16 protein-coding genes are annotated in these 19,923 nt (G+C 35.3%); 4 read left to right on the top strand and 12 right to left on the bottom strand.

The window, feature by feature from the left end; genetic code table 11:
* Positions 1–13: 13 nt before the first annotated feature.
* Genes LF887_RS07715 through LF887_RS07705 form a run of 3 tightly spaced genes read right to left on the bottom strand, consistent with a single transcriptional unit; the run spans position 14 to position 2,104 of the window.
* Positions 14–796 (bottom strand): porin family protein, encoded by a 783-nt coding sequence (locus LF887_RS07715; protein ID WP_236858450.1) that lies wholly within the window; start codon positions 794–796, stop codon positions 14–16.
* Between the two features lie 3 nt (positions 797–799).
* On the bottom strand, positions 800–1,531 hold the full coding sequence (gene ubiE / locus LF887_RS07710) for a bifunctional demethylmenaquinone methyltransferase/2-methoxy-6-polyprenyl-1,4-benzoquinol methylase UbiE (RefSeq protein ID WP_262912515.1): 732 nt from the start codon (positions 1,529–1,531) through the stop codon (positions 800–802).
* Between the two features lie 3 nt (positions 1,532–1,534).
* The gene (locus tag LF887_RS07705) at positions 1,535–2,104 is read right to left on the bottom strand and encodes a hypothetical protein (protein ID WP_236858449.1); all 570 of its coding nucleotides are present in this window, start codon (positions 2,102–2,104) and stop codon (positions 1,535–1,537) included.
* A 101-nt stretch (positions 2,105–2,205) separates the two neighbouring features.
* On the opposite strand from LF887_RS07705, the gene LF887_RS07700 reads away from it, so the two are divergent.
* Together LF887_RS07700 and LF887_RS07695 are read left to right on the top strand one after the other, a co-directional pair.
* Positions 2,206–3,273 carry a 3-oxoacyl-ACP synthase III family protein gene (locus tag LF887_RS07700; protein WP_236858448.1) on the top strand — a complete coding sequence of 356 codons (1,068 nt, stop codon included), beginning with the start codon at positions 2,206–2,208 and terminating at the stop codon, positions 3,271–3,273.
* A 71-nt stretch (positions 3,274–3,344) separates the two neighbouring features.
* Positions 3,345–4,547: a metallophosphoesterase gene (locus LF887_RS07695; protein ID WP_236858447.1), complete on the top strand. Its 1,203-nt coding sequence runs from the start codon at positions 3,345–3,347 to the stop codon at positions 4,545–4,547.
* Between the two features lie 175 nt (positions 4,548–4,722).
* Here LF887_RS07695 and LF887_RS07690 read toward each other — a convergent pair whose 3' ends face one another.
* Positions 4,723–5,475 carry a polysaccharide deacetylase gene (locus LF887_RS07690; protein WP_236858446.1) on the bottom strand — a complete coding sequence of 251 codons (753 nt, stop codon included), beginning with the start codon at positions 5,473–5,475 and terminating at the stop codon, positions 4,723–4,725.
* 84 nt (positions 5,476–5,559) lie between these two features.
* A complete protein-coding gene (locus LF887_RS07685; protein WP_236858445.1) occupies positions 5,560–6,525 on the bottom strand; it encodes an NAD-dependent epimerase/dehydratase family protein in 966 nt (321 codons plus the stop codon).
* Between the two features lie 359 nt (positions 6,526–6,884).
* Here LF887_RS07685 and ggt point away from each other — a divergent pair, with 359 nt between their 5' ends.
* Positions 6,885–8,573: a gamma-glutamyltransferase gene (gene ggt, locus LF887_RS07680; RefSeq protein WP_236858444.1), complete on the top strand. Its 1,689-nt coding sequence runs from the start codon at positions 6,885–6,887 to the stop codon at positions 8,571–8,573.
* A gap of 187 nt (positions 8,574–8,760) precedes the next feature.
* On the top strand, positions 8,761–10,041 hold the full coding sequence (locus tag LF887_RS07675) for a dicarboxylate/amino acid:cation symporter (protein WP_236858443.1): 1,281 nt from the start codon (positions 8,761–8,763) through the stop codon (positions 10,039–10,041).
* 25 nt (positions 10,042–10,066) lie between these two features.
* Here the strand turns inward: LF887_RS07675 and LF887_RS07670 are convergent, their stop codons facing one another.
* The 7 genes from LF887_RS07670 to LF887_RS07640 all read right to left on the bottom strand — a co-directional run bounded on the left by LF887_RS07670 (position 10,067) and on the right by LF887_RS07640 (position 19,791).
* Positions 10,067–10,957 carry a diacylglycerol/lipid kinase family protein gene (locus LF887_RS07670; RefSeq protein WP_410681077.1) on the bottom strand — a complete coding sequence of 297 codons (891 nt, stop codon included), beginning with the start codon at positions 10,955–10,957 and terminating at the stop codon, positions 10,067–10,069.
* Between the two features lie 4 nt (positions 10,958–10,961).
* Positions 10,962–11,789, bottom strand: a complete 828-nt coding sequence (locus LF887_RS07665; RefSeq protein ID WP_236858442.1) for an RsiV family protein — start codon at positions 11,787–11,789, stop codon at positions 10,962–10,964.
* A 91-nt stretch (positions 11,790–11,880) separates the two neighbouring features.
* Positions 11,881–13,812: a transglutaminase-like domain-containing protein gene (locus LF887_RS07660; protein WP_236858441.1), complete on the bottom strand. Its 1,932-nt coding sequence runs from the start codon at positions 13,810–13,812 to the stop codon at positions 11,881–11,883.
* A 2-nt stretch (positions 13,813–13,814) separates the two neighbouring features.
* Complete coding sequence (locus LF887_RS07655; RefSeq protein WP_236858440.1) at positions 13,815–15,704, bottom strand: DUF3857 domain-containing protein; 1,890 nt, start codon at positions 15,702–15,704, stop codon at positions 13,815–13,817.
* A 306-nt stretch (positions 15,705–16,010) separates the two neighbouring features.
* The gene (locus tag LF887_RS07650) at positions 16,011–16,433 is read right to left on the bottom strand and encodes a DUF5684 domain-containing protein (RefSeq protein WP_236858439.1); all 423 of its coding nucleotides are present in this window, start codon (positions 16,431–16,433) and stop codon (positions 16,011–16,013) included.
* Between the two features lie 78 nt (positions 16,434–16,511).
* Positions 16,512–18,446 (bottom strand): DNA topoisomerase (ATP-hydrolyzing) subunit B, encoded by a 1,935-nt coding sequence (gene gyrB, locus LF887_RS07645; RefSeq protein ID WP_236858438.1) that lies wholly within the window; start codon positions 18,444–18,446, stop codon positions 16,512–16,514.
* A 157-nt stretch (positions 18,447–18,603) separates the two neighbouring features.
* Positions 18,604–19,791 (bottom strand): hypothetical protein, encoded by a 1,188-nt coding sequence (locus LF887_RS07640; RefSeq protein ID WP_236858437.1) that lies wholly within the window; start codon positions 19,789–19,791, stop codon positions 18,604–18,606.
* Positions 19,792–19,923: the final 132 nt, after the last annotated feature.

Genomic DNA, 19,923 nt, shown 5'->3' with positions numbered 1-19,923 from the left:
AATATGAAATTTATTATTCAAATTTCAGAACGAACATTACTGCTCTTGTCTGTAATGTAGACATTGCAGCCGCCCAATATGGAGGTGTGGTAGCGTTATCAGCCACTTTTTCGTTATTCATAAAGAATGTTCCTCTGATGGCAGGGGTCAATTTAAATTTGTTGAAATAAAACTGAATCCCCATTTCTGCAGACCAAGCAAAGTTATGCGTTGTTGATCTGAAGATTCCCTGCATGTTATCATCAGTAGAAGTTGCGTTAGACTGAAGATTCACAATATAGTTCACCCCACCGGCAATGTAAGGTCTTGAGTTATACCATCTTTGCCCATGAAGCTCCAAAAGAACAGGAATATCAATCAAGGTAGATTTAATTTCTCTAACTTTATCTTTATCCTGAAGCGGAACAGGCATAAAAGGAGGATTGGTTAAAGATCCGCCCGCGTAGATATCATTAGATTGGGTATTAAAAGTCAACTGTCTTTGTGCAAACTGTAAACCTGGTTCCATTCTTACATCTAAGTAGTCATTCAGTCTCCATTTTGCAATCAGCCCGGCACCGAAACTATAACTCTCCTTGGATGTGACAAGGTTTTCATTCCCGTTCATCCCATATCTCGGATGCAGTACGATGCGATAGTCCAGTCTGTTCCCGTTCAAATAAAACCCCCAACTGAATTTTTGCTCGTCAAAGTCTTCCAACTTATCCATTCTGTTTCGGGTTCTGAATTGCGCATTCGAAAGAATGGCAACATTTACTGAGGTTAAAACCAGTGCTTTTAATAGAAATTTATTCATAGGTTACTTTGTTGCTTTATAAATTGTGGCTATACCTAAACTTAATTTTTTATATTCAACTTTCTTAAATCCCGTATCTAAAAGAATTTGTTTCATCTTCTCCCCGAAAGGAAAAGCATTTACAGAATCCGGAAGGTATGTATACGCCCTATTATCTTTGGAAACCAATCTGCCTATGGCAGGTAATACATTTTTGAAATAAAACATATAAAATGGCCCCATAAACCCCTCAACCTTTGAAAACTCCAGTATATAAACACTTTTGTTATCTTTAACTACTCTTCTTAACTCTGCCAAACCTTTGGTAAGGTTTTCAAAATTCCTCACTCCAAATGCAACGGACACAGCATCAAATCTATTGTCCTCAAAAGGAAGATTTTCGGCATCCCCTTTTTGCATTGAAATTTTGCCGTCTAATTTAAGTTTTTTTATTTTAATAACGCCAACATTCAGCATTTGTTGTGATAAATCTAAACCAACTACTTTTGAACCGGTTCCTTTTTCAATGGTAATTGCCAGATCTCCCGTTCCTGTAGCCACATCCAGCACTTCCTGCGGATTATCATTTTTCATCCATCTTACCAGTTTTTTCCTCCACAAAACGTCAATTTTCATGGATAAAACATGGTTCAGAAGGTCATACTTCGGTGCAATATTGTCGAACATATCCTCTACCTGGCTTTTCTTAGTAGCCTCTGAATTGTAGGGAGTAACTTTGGTGATATCTTTTGTCAAAACTTAAAACTTGTAATATTCTTTATAATAATTTAGGTAATCCTGCTTTCTGAAGATCTTTGATCTTGATTCTACCTGCTGGATATTCTTGATCAGTTTGTCATAATCTTCATCCACATTGTAGTAAAAATCTTCTGTGTAAAGCTTGTTGAAGCGTTTTGCCCCTCCGAAATAATCCTTTCCGTCAATAACAGTCTTATCAAGTGCCATCAGCAGGGAATCTTTTTTAAGATTATACCCATAATACTGATCGTTAACGTAATAATCCTGGTGTGTAATGTTAATCAAACCACGAAGTTTGTTCACTTCAAATGCAGAATCGTAAAGCATTTTTTTATTCTGATCAAAGACCTGAATAGAGTTTTTCCCTTTATTCAAATCCACATGCACATACTGCCCCGCAGACAGAATTCCTTCAGATCCGTTATTGATCTTAAAGTAATAGGTATTCGGGGTAGGATTATCTACGACATAATAATTCTTCTTGGCTAAAAAAAGGAAGTAGATCCCAAAGGCAACGATAAACGCCACAGCTGCAATAAGTAAGCCTTTCAAGGACGAGTTGTTTTTCATAGATTGTAAAGTACAATTTTTGCAAATTTAATAATATTTTTAATTCTTTGTTATTAATATTAATTATTAACTTTGCAACTTTAAAAAAATCATATAAACGAATGCCGAATACGATCATTATTGGTTCTGGATCTTATATTCCGAACAGAGTTATTGGTAGGGATTATTTCATGAATTCCGAGTTCTACACAGAGGATGGAGTAAAGATTGAAAAGCCTGTGGAAGAAACGATTGCAAAATTTGTAGAAATAACAGAAATTGAAAACAGGAGATTCATTGAGGAAGATCTTTCCAATTCACAAATCGGTTATGAAGCCGCAAAAGTTGCCCTTGAGGATGCAAAAGTAGACGGTGAGGAATTAGATTATATTATTTACGCAAGCAATTTCGGGGAAGTTACTGAAAACGGATACGCTGATTTTATGCCGACAATGGCCGCAAGGGTAAAGAACAAACTGGGTATCAAAAACAGAAAATGCGTAACGTATGATATGCTTTTCGGATGTCCGGGATGGGTGGAAGCTATGATTTTGGCTGATAATTTAATTAAGGCTAAGGTTGCTAAAACCGTTTTAGTAATTGGAGGGGAAACATTAAGCCGTGTAACAGATCCACACGACAGAAACAGGATGATCTTTGCTGACGGTGCTGGTGCTGTAGTAGTAAAAGCTACTGATGATGAGAATGTTGGAATCATTGCCCACAACACAATCTGCGACAATGGTCCGGAACTGAATTATCTTGAAAATGCTCCATCAATCAATAAAGAAGTAGATCAAAAACGTCTTTATGTAAGAATGCTGGGAAGAAAAATCTACGAATACGCTCTTAAAAACGTACCGGTAGCCATCAAAGAAACCATTACAGATGCAGGTCTTTCTATTGAAGATATAGATAAAATCTTAATTCACCAGGCCAACGCCAAAATGGATTATGCTATGATTGAAAGACTTCACAGACTTTACGATATAAAGGAGTATGACCACTCTATTTCCCCAATGACCATTCAGGATCTTGGAAATACATCTGTAGCAACTATTCCTACAATGTATGATTTAATAATTAAAGGAAAAATGGAGGGTCAAACGTTTAAAGAAAAAGGTAACATTGTGATGACTTCGGTAGGTGCCGGAATGAACATCAATGCTATCGTTTACAGATTTCCTTAAAAAAATATTTAATAAACAAAAAAATATAAAAGCACAGGGAAGTTATTCTTTGTGCTTTTTTTAACCAGAATATGCAAAAAAACTTTTTAATTATCGCCGGAATCTTCCTGTTTTTGGAAGTGTATATTTATCAAGCCATAAAAACACTTACGGATAACTTCTGGATTAGGGTCGGATACTGGGTTATATCGTTAGCAGTATATGGGATCTTTGCTTACGAAATCGCTCATCAAAAATCTGACAGGAGTACAGCAAGGGCACAGATTATGATTTCATTATTTTTGGTTTTTATTCTTCCTAAAATTTTTGTAGTTTTATTTTTACTGATTGATGATATTATCCGTGCCGGAGGATATCTGATCGGCTTTGCAAAACCTACTGAAAACTTCTTTCCGGAAAGGAGAAAATTCTTAAGCCTGATAGGATTGGGAATGAGCGGAGTTCTTTCTGCTTTATTCATAGACGGAATTACCTTCGGAAAATACCGTCACAAAGTGAGAAGGGTAAAAGTGAAGCTTGCCAATCTTCCGAAAAGTTTTAAAGGGTATAAAATTATACAGATTTCGGATGTTCACAGCGGAAGCTTCTCAGATCCAGGTAAATTGCAGCATGCGATCGACCTGATCAACGAGCAAAAACCTGATCTGGTTCTGTTCACGGGAGACATGGTGAACAATGTTGCAGATGAATTTAAACCTTTCATTCCTTTATTTTCAAAAATACAGGCTAAAGACGGTAAACTTGCTGTATTAGGAAACCATGATTACGGTGATTATGTAACCTGGGAATCTCCTCAGGCTAAAAAAGAAAATCTTGACACACTGATTGATTATGAAAAACAGGCTGGTTTTGATATGCTGAGAAATGAACACAGAGTCATTGAAAAAGATGGTGAGAAGCTATATATTTTGGGAGTTGAAAACTGGGGATTAAAACCGTTTCCTCAATTTGGTAAAATTGACGACGCGTTAAAAAACGTACCGGAATCAGCAACAAAAATATTAATGAGCCATGACCCTACCCATTTTGATTATGTGGTAAAAAAACACCCTGGGAATATTCATCTAACCCTTTCGGGACATACTCACGGTATGCAATTTGGTTTAGATCTTAAAAATATCAAATGGTCACCTGTACAGTACCGCTACCCGAAATGGGCAGATCTATATGAGAGTGAGGGGAAAATGCTTTATGTAAACAGAGGATTTGGAGTATTGGGATATCCGGGGAGAGTGGGTGTATTGCCAGAGATCACTCTTTTTGAACTGAGCTAGGTTTTAGTTGAAAGTGGAAAATTGAAAATTAATAGTTATCGGTTATTTGCTGTTGGAAATTTAGTTTCTGGTGGTTTAGTTTACTGATGATATTTACAGTTACTTTTCTCTATTTTAAATTTAGAATTGGAGAGAAGTTTTGTAAATTTTCAACTTCCCATTTTTCATTTTCAACTCAAAATATATAATCTTTCATACGGGAAGTAGCCATTTCCCTGTCATTAAGAAAAGTAAGGAGGGCATCTAATTTGTCCTCCATTTTTTTGCCCGAAAATAAACTTCTGTAAAAAGGGATCTCAAAGCGGTATTTCTTAAAATCGGTAAACTGCCAGGAGTTTAAATAGATCAAAACAAATTCTTCATTCTGCAATGTTTCCAGAACCATATTCTGGTAATACTTCATCGGCAGGATCTGAAATACAAAATCATTGTATGGCAGCTGGCTGTATGGAGAGATACTTTCCGGCACAATACTCAACCCATCCTCTTCTGTAATTTCAGTATCTCTTTTCAGACGTTTGAGAGGAAAAAGAATATTGGCATTATCGATATTGGAAACATAATTGAACTCCATCATCTTCAGGATTTCCTGAGAAACCTTTACCTCTTTCTGACGAATTCCTCTGATCTGTTTTTCCAGAAGTTCCTGAATATTCTTCTTGGCATTTTCTATTTCTTCCGGACTTGAATCTTTATTATAAAAAGCAATTTCATGCCCTTTGGATGAAATTGCTTTTATAAGATTCTGCAGTTTTCCAGTGAGAGAAACCTCTACAAAAAAACTTGATTTTATATCATGAATATCTAAAATCCTAAGAATTGCTTTGGTATTATTTTCTATAATCTTTAACCTTTCTTCATCCGAAATCTGAACCCCGTTTTTTGCTTCAGCTTCCATTTTCGTAATGTTAAAAGTCAATAATACCATTTAAATTAAGTTTTAGATAAAATTTATAAAATATTAAAAATCAGATGTTAAAACACCTGTTAATTAAACAATAACTTTAGATAATTAATTCTTAGTTAATTTTACTTTAAGATTCTTGATCATATCTTTTGTCATTTCAGAAATTCCGAAATCATAGGTCAGTCCCCAGTCTTTTTTCGCTACTGAATCATCAATTGAAGCGGGCCATGAATCTGCAATGGACTGTCTGAAATCAGGATTGTAATCGATCGAAAAATCAGGAATTTCTTTCTTGATTTCTTCAGCCAGTTCTTTTGGAGTAAATGACATTCCACCAAGATTATAAGATGAACGAACAGTCAGACTTTCTTTTGGAGCTTCCATTAATTTTAATGTTGCATTAATTGCATCATCCATATACAACATTGGCATTCCTGTATTCTCAGAAATGAAACTTGTATATTTCCCCTCCTCTATTGCTTTATAGAAAATCTCAACAGCGTAGTCGGTTGTTCCGCCACCTGCCGGAGTCTTCCATGAGATCAATCCCGGATATCTGATACTCCTTACATCCACTCCATATTTATCAAAATAGTACTCACACCATTTTTCTCCTGCCATTTTAGAAATCCCATAAACAGTTGTCGGGTTCAGTACTACCTCCTGCCCTACATCATGCTTTGGAATTCCTTTTCCAAACACAGCGATTGAACTTGGCCAGAAAATCTTTTTAAGAAGCCCTTCTTTTGCCATTTCACAAAAATGAAGCAGGGGTTCAAGATTTAATTTCCAAGCGAAAATAGGCTGCTTTTCTGAAGTACCTGACAAAAGTGAAGCTAAGTGATACACTGTCGTGATATCATAGTCTTTAACCACCTGTCTCACAAGCTGCGTATTAGTAACGTCCATTCTTTCATAGTGTCCTGCAGAAGTAATTCCTTCCTGCCATCTGTCCAATCCTGAAGCAACAACGTTGTCTGCTCCGTGAATTTCAACAAGTCTGTTCGTAAGCTCTGTGCCGATTTGTCCCAAGGCACCTGTAATCAGTATTCTTTCCGTATAGGATTCCATTTTTCAGATTTTTTTAGAATTGTACAAAAGTAAAAAAAACAAGTCAACCATTATAAAAAAGGTGTATTTAAAAATATACCGAAGTTTAGAGCGAAAAATCATCATGAATTTGAGGTTTTTCATTTCAAATTTCCAGTCAAATCACACTTTCTCATACCTTTTTTGTAAAATATATCAGTGAAAAAACAGTGTATTAAAAATCAAAGCTCCAAATAATCTCCAATTACCTTACTATTCGGTTCCCAAAACAAATCATGCAATTTGTGCTTTTAGCTATTTAGCAGTTACCTGAAATTATTCCGCCATCATCAACAATCATCTAGACAAAAATTCTCTATTTTTGTTATAAAGAAAATCATATGAAGAAGTTTTTAATTGTTTCGGTACTATTGGCCAGTCAATTAAGCTGGGCACAGTTTACAGACATCAGTATTGTCAAAGAAGTACAGGTAAAAAACAAGGGCGTGGTGGTATCAGCACATCCTCTGGCCAGTGAAGCAGGAGCAAAAATCTTAAAAATGGGAGGAAATGCTTATGATGCAGTCACTGCCACACAATATGCATTGGCCGTTGTGTATCCGCAAGCCGGAAACATTGGAGGAGGTGGATTTTTGGTAGGCGTGAAAAATAATGGTGAAAAATTCACTTTGGATTACAGGGAAACAGCTCCTAAAAAAGCTTCCAGAGATATGTACCTTGATAAAAAAGGAAAAGCGGATACGGATCTGTCTCAAAACGGAAGGCTTGCAGTAGGGATTCCGGGAAGTGTGGCTGGTTTCTTTGCCACATTAAAGTACTGTAAACTTCCGATGGATAAAATTATCCAGCCTGCTATTGATCTTGCAGAGCAAGGGTTCACCATTACAGGAAAAGAAGCAGATATGCTGAATAGCCAGAAAGAAAAGTTCCAGAAGAATAATAAATCTTCAATCCTATTTGTAAAGGATACTCCATGGAAAGCAGGAGACCTGTTAGTTCAAAAAGAGCTGGCTGAAACGCTGAAACTCATTCAAAAACTAGGGGCAAAAGGATTCTATGAGGGAAAAACAGCAGAACTTTTGGTTGCAGAAATGAAAAGGGGCAATGGTATTATCACTCTGGAAGATCTTAAAAATTATAAAGTAGCTGAGAGAAAAGCATTAGAGTTTGATTACAAAGGAAACAATGTTGTTTCTATGCCTTTACCTTCCAGCGGCGGTCTTCTATTGGCCCAAATGCTTAGAATGGCGAGCTTTGAAAACCTTGAAAAATATCAGCAAAATTCTACAAAAGCAGTTCAGATCATGGTTGAAGCTGAAAGAAGAGCTTTTGCAGACAGGGCAGAATATATGGGAGATCCGGATTTTATTCAGGACAAAACTTCTTATCTTATTTCTGATGAATATCTGAAAAAAAGATGGAAAAGCTTCAGTTTTGACAAAGCAACACCAAGCTCAGAGGTAGGAAAAATAATTACACAACCAAAAGAGTCAATGCAAACTACCCATATTTCTGTACTTGACAAAGACGGAAATGCAGCATCTGTGACCACAACTCTTAACGGCTATTACGGAAGTAAAGTATTGGTTTCAGGAGCAGGCTTTTTTCTAAATAATGAAATGGATGATTTCTCCATCAAACCAGGAGTTCCCAATATGTTTGGAGCGGTAGGCGGAGAAGCCAATTCAATTCAGCCTAATAAAAGAATGCTTTCGTCTATGACTCCTACCATACTTCTTAAGAACGGAAAACCTTATATGGTAGTGGGAACACCTGGAGGAACTACAATTCCGACTTCAGTATATCAGTCTATTGTCAATGTTGTAGATTTTAAATTAAATGCCAATCTTTCAGTGAATACCCCCAAGTTCCATCATCAATGGCTTCCGGAAACAATCACTGTAGAAAATAATTTTCCCGAAAGCACTATTGCTGAGCTGAAAAACAAAAATTATATCATTGAAAAGACCAAGCAAATCGGAAAAACAGAAATGATCGTGCTTGATGAAAATGGAAATATTCATGCGGTAGCAGATGGCCGTGGAGACGACTCAGTGGCTGTAGAGTAATAAAAATGATTCAAAATAGAATATATCAGGGGCCGGATTTTAAAATCCGGCCCTTCTTAGTATCTGGAAATCAAACATTAGATTCTCATCACCTGATACAATTGCTTAAGCTTATATTAAAACTCATGACTTTTGTCATATTTTTATAAAAAATTCATAATTTCGCCTTCTCAAAAAACCGCATCTATTGAAAGCAAAAAAGTTTTATCAGCAGCTTTATTTTCAGGTAATCATTGCTATTATTGCAGGAATTCTTTTAGGAAAATTCTATCCTGAACTGGGAGAAAAAATGAAACCGTTGGGAGACGGCTTCATTAAATTGGTAAAGATGATCATTGCTCCGGTTATTTTCATTACCCTTACTTTGGGTATTGCGCACATGACCGATCTGAAAAAAGTGGGAAGAATTGCTGTAAAGGCAATGATTTACTTTTTCACATTCTCCACTCTTGCACTGATCATTGGTTTATTTGTCGGAAATATTTTACAGCCCGGTCATGGTTTAAATATTGACCCTTCTACCCTTACAGGGGATGTATCACAGTATCAGGCAAGAGCCCATGAGTCAACACTTACAGGGTTTATTATGAATATTATTCCGGACACTTTATTCAGTCCTTTGGTAGGTGATAATATTCTTCAGGTTCTTCTTGTAGCTATTTTAATGGGTGTTGCACTGGTTCTGACGAAAGAAAAAAGTCAGAAAGTGACTGATTTTCTACAGGATTTATCAACACCTGTATTTAAAATTGTTCATATGCTGATGAAGCTTGCTCCCCTAGGGGCTTTTGGAGCCATGGCATTTACTATTGGAAAGTATGGCCTTCATTCTGTCCTGAATCTTATATTCCTGGTGGCTACCTTTTATATTACCTCTATTCTTTTTGTAGTTTTGGTATTAGGAGCAGTTGCGCTGTACAATGGATTCAATATTTTCAAGCTTCTTTTCTACCTTAAAGAAGAGCTTCTTCTGGTATTAGGGACCAGCTCTTCGGAGTCTGCCCTTCCGGGAATTATGGAAAAGCTTGAAAAAGCAGGTTGCTCACGTGCAATAGTGGGACTGGTGGTTCCCACGGGGTATTCTTTTAATCTTGACGGCACCAATATCTATATGACCCTCGCCTCTCTATTCATAGCACAGGCATTAAACATTCATCTGCCAATTGAAAAACAGCTGATGCTTCTTTTAGTGGCTATGCTAAGCTCAAAAGGTGCAGCAGGGGTTACAGGTGCTGGATTCGTAACTCTGGCAGCAACTTTGGCCGTAGTTCCTGAAATTCCTATTGCCGGAATGACACTTATTCTCGGAATTGACAAATTTATGAGCGAATGCAGAGCCTTAACCAACGTAATAGGCAATTCTGTAGCTACAATAGTCGTTGCAAATTGGGAAAAACAGCTTGACAAAAACCAGCTTCATTACTGTTTGAACCATCCGGAAGAAATGGAGAAGAAATTACATAGGTAATAGCTGGGATTAGAACCTATCCAATTTAAATCAGGATATTCAAACTTGAAGGCTGTACTTTTACATGAATAGGTGATTCTATTTTATTAAATTCACCATCAAGATGCCAGTTTTTGGTATTTACTTTAAATGAAATCTCGGAAACCGGAAGATAGGTTACATATTCATCGTCTTTCAATCTTTTGGTAAACATTCTGAAAGCAAAAAGTGCAGAATAGGTTAAAGGGAATTTTTTTACCAGAACCATATCTACAAGACCGTCACTTTTACTCGCTTTCGGAGCAATATAGGCATTGTTACCAAACTGGCGGGTATTGGCAATATTCAGCATAAGGTATCTCCCGTTATACTGTTCATATTTTTCATCAAAGAACTTCACCTTGATCGGTTTATAATTGAAAAAGGTTTTCAGGGAAACTTTAATATAATTTTTGAATCCACGGGTTGTTTTTTCAAATTCCTTAACTACCTTACCATCAAACCCTGTTCCTGATACATTAATAGAAAGCCTGTCATTGACAGTAAATGTATCAATCTTTCTGGATTTCTTTGCTTTTATCTTTTCTAAAAGCTCATCAAGATTTTTACTGAAACGGGTTTCGTTAGAAAATCCATTTCCTGAACCTGCCGGAAAAATAGCCAGAATTTTTTCTGTATTAATCAGATTCTTGGCCACAGTAGAGATTGTACCATCTCCACCTATAGCTACAAAAATATCTACATTCTCAAAGTGAGTCTGAATAAATTCATCTGTTCCCAAAATAGATTCTGAGACATAATACAGGGGATCTCCAACCTTAGATATAAGCTCGTTCAAAAACGGCTGATAGTTTTTTTTGGCGGAAAAAGGATTGATAATAAAAGCTACTTTGTTCATCACCGCAAAAATAGAAAATGCTTCCTGAACTGGAAGCATTAATTTACTTAATTTTCATTCTTTCTTTAAATTCGGCATTTAATGTCCCATTTAATTCCTCCCATGAAACCGGAATTGTAATATCTCCTGCGGCAAAAGCTGCAATTTCGTAGGGGCTGTAATGAAAATAGAGATTCTTTTCATCAAAATAAAAATTATCAGAAGCGGGGATTTTATCTACCAAAAGCATTTCAGAATTTTTCACTTCTCCGTCACCATCCGTTGTGCCACTGTTAATCTTATTGATATTCTTCATCAGAATAGCTTCAATTTTATTTTTAGGCATTGAAGTAATATCCTTGAGTTCAAGTTTTTTACTGTTTTTAAGGTCAAAAACCCTTTCTGAAAATCCATAATTATCATGTGCGCCTCCTTCGTAGCTGCTTCCTGTGTATCGAATATGCATATATCCGTTAGTATTGGATATCAGATTCATGTAAGAACTCGAATACCACTCCTGAGCAGAGGTAATATCTGAGTACCAGTCTTTATTATCCTCTTTCATAGATTTGAAATAGCTGTTTTTCTCATTTTCCAGATAGCTTTGAAGTCCACTTTTGGAAAAATCTTTAATCTTTTCATTCTGGAAATAAATACTGTCTAATAACTTTTTGTCTTTTAAAGAAGGAAGAACCAATAGTTTTGATGTATAAGAAAGTTTTAATGAGTCTGTAATTTTAACGGATTCATTCACCTTTACGGAATCTACCACAAAGTTTTCTGACGGCCTCTGTTCTGCTTTTTCTATTTTCTCCCCTTTCGCTTCTCCTTTTTTACAGGCTGTAAAAGCTAAGAATGAAGACAATGCTAAGACAGCAATAGTATTTTTCATAATTCTCATTTTCTATATTAATACAAAAACCATTCAAAAGATGAATGGTTTTATAAAAATATTTTTAAGGGTAATCCTTTTAGCAGATCAATTATTTTTTGATTAAACTGATAACCTGGTTTTCGAATTTTGAAGCAACGCCCCAGATTTGTTTAAATGCTGAGTAATATTCTTTTGGATAATCTGCACTTGCCACTTTCATAGTAGAAGTGACTTCCAGTTTATTTTCTTTCTTCTCAACGTAATAAGTATATTCTATCTCTTTGTCTTCGGTTACTATCTTTTTTTCTTTTGGCATTTCTTCAATGGTATATCCTTCTGGAATTTCAAGAATAACCTTTTTGACTTTGGTGGTTGGCGCTCCAAAATCGATAGGAAATTTCCTTGCTTCCGTCTGATCAAATTCATTGGAGTTTTTATTTAAAAACAACATAGGATTGATGATCATTTTTTTACCTACATGATCAATCAAATTCGTTGAAGAAAATTTCATTTTACTTTCAAATGCTCCATTTTCCAAAACTTTTGAATCAATTTCTGTAAAATCTATGGCGAAATTATCCTTGTACACTTTCTTATACTTTTCAGGATTATCATCGTAACTATCTTTAGCATACATTGCAAAAGCGCCGGTATCACGATCTGAATATGTTCCCGAAACACTTCCGTCTTCATTGATCTTAGCTTCAGCAGTAAGGAAAGTATTACTTACTTTAATATTGGCCATTTCAATTGGCATTGCTTTATTTTTCGTCACCAGCACCCCATACTGATTCCAGTTTCTCAATGGAACTTCATCCAAAGAAGATTGCTTAACTGTTGCATCATAGATATGCTGTTTTCCTTCAATTTCTAAAGCTGCCAACACAAAATTCATATTAGAAACATTAGGTGATATCAGATTGATCAACCCGTTGTTCACTGTAGATATAATAAGCGGATTGGCATTTATCCCTGCTTCGCGAAGCATCATTACGAGGAATAGGTTAATTTCCGCGGCATTTCCTACTTTGGTTTCCAGCATTTTTTTTATACCGTCTTCTGTATAAATTCCTCTGTCTTTATTCCACTTAAATGTCTTTTGAACAAATGAAAAAATAGCATTGGCTTTTTCAAGCTCCGTTTTCATGTCCAACACTCCTGCAGGGATATTTTCTTTGGCTAGTTTCGTTTTTTTAAGTTCTCCTCCAAACTCTTCATTCTCATAGAGTCTTTTGCTGATCTGATCCCATGAAGATGAATATAGCTTAAGCTCTCTAAAATTGGTTGAGTTCAATTCAGCACTGATTTTTGTACGGAAATTATTATCATTCCTCACCCACTTTTCAGTTTTAAATCCTTTAAGATTTTCATAGCCAAATCTAAACGTTTTGCACTGGGTACCATATAAGTTCCTTTCTTCGACTTCCCTGTATTTTGGAGCTATACTTCCTGTGTAATTTATGTTATAAGCAATATTAAGGGGAGCGTCCAAAACGTATTCTGTAATCAGGGAAGGGGTATCAGACTCTATCAACATTTCCGGAATAGCGAATAAAAATGGAGATGTTATTTCATACTGATATTCCAGAACCGAACCGTTTTTCACACTGGGAAAAGCAAATTTAGTCACTGTAACATATTTGCTCTCTTTACTTTTATACTGCGAACTTTTTTCCACTTTCACAGGAACAACATTTCCGTTTTCCAGATTATAGGTAAAAGCTTTGAATTTCCCTAAGGTTTCCCTGCTGCCGTTTGAGCTATAAAGAGGAATTTCAAGATTCAACCATTCTTCTGCCTTATCTTTATCATAAATCTTTACTCTGTAAAAATATTTTTTGCTCAGGTTCCCTGTAGAAGTATCCACCATAAAATACATGGATTTATACAGAATTTCTGCAGGTGCATTTTCATCCAGAAGTGATTTTACTTTAGATAAATCTGCATCGTTAAATTTTGGAGGGTTTAGAAACTGGTATTTTTGTGCATTAATCAGTATTGCATTTGCAGAACATAAGACTAATACTATTATTTTTTTCATATTCATATTTTTGTAATTAAGATTTTTGAGTTGTCCATATTCATGATCTTCTTTCTGAAACTTACATAATCATTGTATTTTTCTTTTGAATAAATTCCTTTATTGATCTGTATTTTTCTTATCACTTTTACCTGATCATCACTTTTTACAAAACTTATTTTATAATACCCAAATTCAGAAGTCAGATTCGAATCTGCAGGAGTTTCATCTATTCGGTATCCCTTAGGAAGACTAAAGGCGATGTCATAATCATCTTCAAAAGACTGTCTTACTTCAAAAGGAAGCTCACGGTTTTCATCAGTTTTATATACATTATCTGAAAAAATAGGAACAGCTCTGAACAGAAGACTGTTTCCTGCTTTTTTAGAAAAATTATTGGTTTTAAAGTCGATATCATAGGTGATAACTGCTTTATCTCTGTCATTGACAAAGTTTTTCATTTCAACTTTTTCAAAGTTTAAGATACTCAGCCTGCTTTTCAGGGCATCGTTTTTCTCTTTAGGGTTAAGATTTACAAATCCTAAATTATAATCATACTGACTTCCTGTATAAAAAAAGCTCCCCTCTCCTGTGATACTGTTATCTTCATTAAGGTTGATCTTTAACACCTGCTTTTCCCTATTTTCTTCAGCCTTATAGGCTGGTGTATTAATAATCTCGATTCCTTTAGAGGTTACAGCAAGCACATTTCTATCGGTTGTACTGTAGCTCAGATGGTTAAAAGCAATCTGTTGAGAGGTGTTTTCAAGCCAGATGTTTCCTTTTTCTGTAGGGATCATCAGAATAGCGTGATTCCCTCCCATCGAAGGAAAATCAGGATCAAAAGAGACCTGTGATGAACTGGAGTTGATGATGCAATAATTAGATGGAATACCTGCCTCATTCAAAAGTGTTTTCATGTAATTGGTAAGTCCTTTGCAGTCACCATATCCTTTTTTATTCACTTCATCCGGCAACATAGGAAGCCAACCGCCTATCCCCAGCCCTACAAATATATAACGGGTTTTAGACTGCATATACTGATAAAGCTTTTTCACCTTATCTTCTGTTGATCCCTCTAATTTCAAAGCAGCAATTTCAGATTTAATGGCAGGTGTAGAAACAGCAACCGGCTCTACCAGATTATTGTAATACCAAACCCCGAAATCTTTCCAGTTATTTAAAGTACCTTTTTTTCCTGCCAGATTGAACTGTACCAGAGAAAAGCCCATCTTAGGCAATATCTTTACAGGCTCTGGTACCATCAGTGCATCATCAATGGCCGGAACATTTTTAAAAGTATATGTCTTCTCAGCTCCGTTGTCACTTTCTATCACTGAAGCATAATTATATTTTGAAGGATAGCTTTTAGTTTTAAGCTCAATTCCTGATTTATTAATTATTTTCAACTGACTTTCTTCCAAAGAAACATTATTAGATGAAAAAGGTATAAAATCTGGAATAAAAACAGTATTTTCATCCGTAAGCTCATATGAAAAATCTACTGTATAGGGATAATATGCTGAAGTATAGGGTAATGCTAAGACCCTATTATCAGAATAAAATATTCCCTGAGGATTATTGGCAAAATCACTAAAATCAGACTTTGAAAAGCTCTTCACTTTTTTCCCTGCTTCATCGTATATTGTTACTTTTACATTTGAAATATTATCCCCTTTTTGATAAGGTATATATATTGCTGCTTTTGAATCTCCATCTTTATTGATAACCGTCATTATTCTGTTATACTGATATCTGATCTCATCAATTTTATTAATCTGAACAGTTGTAAAGTTTTTTCTGATGACAACATCAGCATTTTTCTTTAAATTTTCAGGAATTGAAGAAGCCGGATAGATCTGTGCGAAATATATCGAGGCTGTTGAAAGAGCCCCTAAAATTAAAATTTTCATCTTGATTGTTATTTTTTACGAAATAATAAATTGTTAAAATTCAGTTTGCTATTTTTAAGTTACGAATAATAACAACCATTGAATATGGTGGTGTAAAGTAAATTGAAGCAGAAAGAGCTTCTGGAAATGGTATTTTCATCATGGTTATTAAAATTATGCAAACATAAGAAAATCTTAATAGTTGTTAAAATAATATAAAACAATATCACAAAACACTATTAAACAAGCGTATACATTATTAAAAAAAGTATTTACGCATAAAAAAAGACCTCATCTCTGAGGTCTTTTTTTATCATTTCTATTTCTTTAATCATTTGGAATTCTCTTACTGTCATAAGGATCACTCCCCAGTCCAAGTACAGGAATAAAAATAAATCCAAAGAAAAGTATAAGGATGGTGTACAAAGGAGTTTCTTTTGCAAAACCTTTAGCAAGCCTGTCATAGACTACCCAACATGCATAAATATTAACCAAAGGGATGCAGAATAAAATAATCCACCATAGAGGCTTCTTTACAATATCCAGCAATACTATTGTATTATAGATTGGAATAAAAGCTGCCCAGGCATCTTCCCTCCCAGCTTTTTTGAAAATTTTATACATACAGTATCCATAGAATATATAGAATACCAATCCCATAAACATTGTTCCAATTCCTAATCCTGCAGCTGCTGCGCCGGAAACTGCATCTGCTCCTTCATAAGAAGCTGTTTGTAAAAGAGTTAACATATTATTAATTTTAGTTTATCCAAATATAAAAAAAGCTTCTAAATAATTAGAAGCTTTTTTACTATTTTTTAAAAACGATTATGCATCAATTTTTGCATATTTCGCATTTTTTTCGATAAACTCTCTTCTTGGTGGAACCTCATCTCCCATCAACATTGAGAAAACACTGTCTGCTTCCACTGCATTATCAATAGTCACTTGTTTCAAGATTCTATGTTCAGGGTTCAGGGTTGTTTCCCAAAGCTGCTCAGGGTTCATTTCTCCAAGACCTTTGTAACGTTGTACTTCTACACCTTTACCATCCGGAGACATTTCCAGAGTAAATTCTTCACGTTCTTTTTCATTATAGGCATACACTTTTTTGTTACCTCTCTTTAGTAAATATAAAGGAGGTTGAGCGATATAAATATATCCATTCTCAATAAGTTCCTTCATATATCTGAAGAAGAAAGTAAGAATCAGTGTAGAAATGTGAGATCCGTCAATATCAGCATCGGTCATGATCACAACTTTATGGTATCTTAGCTTAACCATATTCAATGCTTTACTGTCTTCTTCTGTTCCTACAGAAACTCCAAGTGCGGTATAGATATTTCTGATCTCTTCGTTGTCATATACTTTGTGAAGCATAGACTTCTCAACATTCAAAATTTTACCTCTTAATGGAAGAATCGCCTGAAAGTGTCTGTCTCGTCCCTGCTTTGCAGTACCTCCTGCGGAATCTCCCTCTACAAGGAATAGTTCAGATTCTGCCGGATCTTTAGATGAACAGTCAGATAATTTCCCAGGAAGACCAGAACCTCCCATTGGAGATTTTCTCTGAACCATTTCACGGGCTTTTTTAGCGGCCTGTCTAGCTTTTGCTGCTAAAACTACTTTCTGAACGATTAACTTTGCTTCACTAGGATTCTCTTCCAGGAAGTTAGTCAGCATTTCCCCAACAATTTTATCTACAGCTCCGGAAACTTCAGAGTTACCTAATTTCGTTTTTGTCTGTCCTTCAAACTGGGGTTCCATTACCTTTACAGAAATTACAGCGGTTAATCCTTCACGGAAGTCATCTCCTGTAATTTCTACTTTTTCTTTCTGTGGAATACCTAAATCATCAGCATATTTCTTAAGGGTTCTCGTCAAAGCACGTCTGAAACCTGCCAGGTGAGTTCCTCCTTCATGAGTATTGATATTATTTACATAAGAGTGAAGGTTCTCGTTGAAAGAAGTGTTGTAACGCATTGCTACTTCCACCGGGATATCATCTCTCTCTCCTTCCATGAAAATAACGTGCTCCATAATAGATTCACGGCTTCCATCGATATACCCAACAAATTCTTTTAATCCTCCTTCAGAGTGGAAAATTTCTGTTCTGAAAGAACCGTCTTCTAAAGTTTCTCTTTCGTCAGTAAGGGTAATTGTAATTCCTTTATTAAGGTATGAAAGTTCTCTCAGACGGTTTGCTAAAGTATCATAGTTATAGACTAACTCTGTAAAAATACTATCATCCGGCTGGAAAAACTGTTTCGTTCCTCTTTTTTCACTATGGCCAATTTCTTCAACTCCAGTCTGTGCTTTCCCTCTGGAATACACTTGCTGGTATACATTACCGTCTCTGTAAACTGTAGTGATCATTTCGTTGGAAAGTGCATTCACGCACGAAACCCCCACTCCGTGAAGACCTCCTGAAACCTTATAAGAATCTTTATCAAACTTACCTCCGGCTCCTATTTTGGTCATTACAACCTCAAGGGCTGATTTTTGTTCTTTTTCGTGAAAATCAACCGGAATCCCTCTACCATTATCGCTTACTTCAACTCCGTTTCCTTCTTTAATGCTTACGAAAATCGTATCACAGTATCCTGCCAACGCTTCGTCAATAGAGTTATCGACTACTTCATAAACCAAATGATGGAGACCTCTTGTCCCAACATCACCAATGTACATTGAAGGACGCATACGAACATGCTCCATTCCTTCCAATGCCTGAATACTACTAGCTGTATATTGTTTCTGACTCATATTAAATATTAAAAATCTTGCTATATGCAAAGACTTACAAATATCGTGATTTTTTTCGAGGTATGAAAGTTAAAAAGTGTCAAAAAAATGTAGAGTTAAAAAGAAAAACGAGCAGACTTTTTCTGCTCGTTTTTCTTTTTAACTCATATCTATAGATCTATGGATTATTCTTTTTAATTTTAAATATATTTTTCAATTTATAACCATAGCTGAATCTATTTTCTTTCTTGGTAAGATTTACCTGTACTTCCATCCTATCCGGATATAGAAAAAATTCAAAATAATTAATTTCATTTTTTTTCACCTCGATATTTTCAACTTGCTGTTTTCCTTTAAGCGTATTATAATATTCTCCTAAAAAATTAAAGTCTGAAGACATGCTGTCAATATGGGGCGTTACTTTAAATATAAGAACATAGGTTTTCCCATCAAAATCATAAGTTAAGTTCTGTTCAATTTTTTCGATAAAAAAAGAAACATCAGATTGGTCGTTCTTCTTTTTTGCATAAAAAAATTCATTAGGCAAGACCAGTTTTATGTCTTTATTCATCATATTCAGATCTCCTCTTGGAAGAACATAATCATTGGTCATATTCTGCAGAGATAGGTTACCCAATGATCTAAAGAAACGGTCAATATTCTGTCTTGTTACATTTTCATCCTTATCTTCAATATAAGCTTTATAAAGAGCCAATGTACATTCGTCACCCAAAGTCTGGGCATTAATATCTTTACATAATCTGGTTAACAGCCCAGGTGCAAATTCATCAATCTTTTCTCCTACATTAATTTTGTTCGCCTTGTTAATATCCCTGATCAACTGAACATATTTTGAAATCCTACTGTTTGCTGGAGTATCCATCCTATTTAAAAAATGAGCAAGAACCTGTTCGTTCGTCATGTTCCAACAAATAACCATGTACAGGAAATTGGCAACATTATTTCGGGGATTGTAAGTAGCAAAGTCTACTGTTCCAAAAGCCATTTTCCATGTATTGTTATTTCGGACCGTAACCGTGGAAATATTCTTTCCCATCAGCTTGCTGTTCATTTGTGGAACCAGCACAAATCCAGTATTCAGAAAATCATATTTTCTGTTTTCAAAAAAAATAAGTTCCAATGAATTAAAACTACTGTCTCTTCCACTGGAACGTTGAAGATTCTGGTAAAATACCTCACCCGCGATTCTGCGTCCTTCATCTATAAAAAAGTTATATTCTGCCGGAAGATTGACTTGTTCTCCCTGGGGCATATAAATTCCCTTCAATCCGTTTCTATACTGAGTAAAAGAATACGAGTAAAATAGAAAAAAAATAATAAAAACGCCCTTATTTAAAAATTTCATGGTTGATAATTTAATCAAAATTCCTGCAAAGATGATATTTTTTTTCGGGGTATAAAAGTGAAAAAAATGTAGAGCTTTTGTTTAGGAAAACATAAGGAGTAGGTAACCAATAAAAGATTCAAAATTAAAATG

This window comes from Chryseobacterium sp. MEBOG06 (genome assembly GCF_021869765.1).
In the GTDB taxonomy this organism is placed as follows: Bacteria; Bacteroidota; Bacteroidia; order Flavobacteriales; family Weeksellaceae; genus Chryseobacterium.
The sequence above is the reverse complement of the archived record's forward strand: the minus strand, read 5'-3'. Positions and strand labels throughout refer to the sequence as shown.

What these genes read in the sequence shown, in the direction of transcription:
- LF887_RS07715 (WP_236858450.1), bottom strand. Translation starts at nt 796, where the DNA reads ATGAATAAATTTCTATTAAAAGCACTGGTTTTAACCTCAGTAAATGTT.
- LF887_RS07705 (WP_236858449.1), bottom strand. Translation starts at nt 2,104, where the DNA reads ATGAAAAACAACTCGTCCTTGAAAGGCTTACTTATTGCAGCTGTGGCG.
- LF887_RS07700 (WP_236858448.1), top strand. Translation starts at nt 2,206, where the DNA reads ATGCCGAATACGATCATTATTGGTTCTGGATCTTATATTCCGAACAGA.
- LF887_RS07695 (WP_236858447.1), top strand. Translation starts at nt 3,345, where the DNA reads ATGCAAAAAAACTTTTTAATTATCGCCGGAATCTTCCTGTTTTTGGAA.
- LF887_RS07690 (WP_236858446.1), bottom strand. Translation starts at nt 5,475, where the DNA reads ATGGTATTATTGACTTTTAACATTACGAAAATGGAAGCTGAAGCAAAA.
- LF887_RS07685 (WP_236858445.1), bottom strand. Translation starts at nt 6,525, where the DNA reads ATGGAATCCTATACGGAAAGAATACTGATTACAGGTGCCTTGGGACAA.
- ggt (WP_236858444.1), top strand. Translation starts at nt 6,885, where the DNA reads ATGAAGAAGTTTTTAATTGTTTCGGTACTATTGGCCAGTCAATTAAGC.
- LF887_RS07670 (WP_410681077.1), bottom strand. Translation starts at nt 10,957, where the DNA reads ATGCTTCCAGTTCAGGAAGCATTTTCTATTTTTGCGGTGATGAACAAA.
- LF887_RS07665 (WP_236858442.1), bottom strand. Translation starts at nt 11,789, where the DNA reads ATGAAAAATACTATTGCTGTCTTAGCATTGTCTTCATTCTTAGCTTTT.
- LF887_RS07660 (WP_236858441.1), bottom strand. Translation starts at nt 13,812, where the DNA reads ATGAAAAAAATAATAGTATTAGTCTTATGTTCTGCAAATGCAATACTG.
- LF887_RS07655 (WP_236858440.1), bottom strand. Translation starts at nt 15,704, where the DNA reads ATGAAAATTTTAATTTTAGGGGCTCTTTCAACAGCCTCGATATATTTC.
- LF887_RS07650 (WP_236858439.1), bottom strand. Translation starts at nt 16,433, where the DNA reads ATGTTAACTCTTTTACAAACAGCTTCTTATGAAGGAGCAGATGCAGTT.
- gyrB (WP_236858438.1), bottom strand. Translation starts at nt 18,446, where the DNA reads ATGAGTCAGAAACAATATACAGCTAGTAGTATTCAGGCATTGGAAGGA.
- LF887_RS07640 (WP_236858437.1), bottom strand. Translation starts at nt 19,791, where the DNA reads ATGAAATTTTTAAATAAGGGCGTTTTTATTATTTTTTTTCTATTTTAC.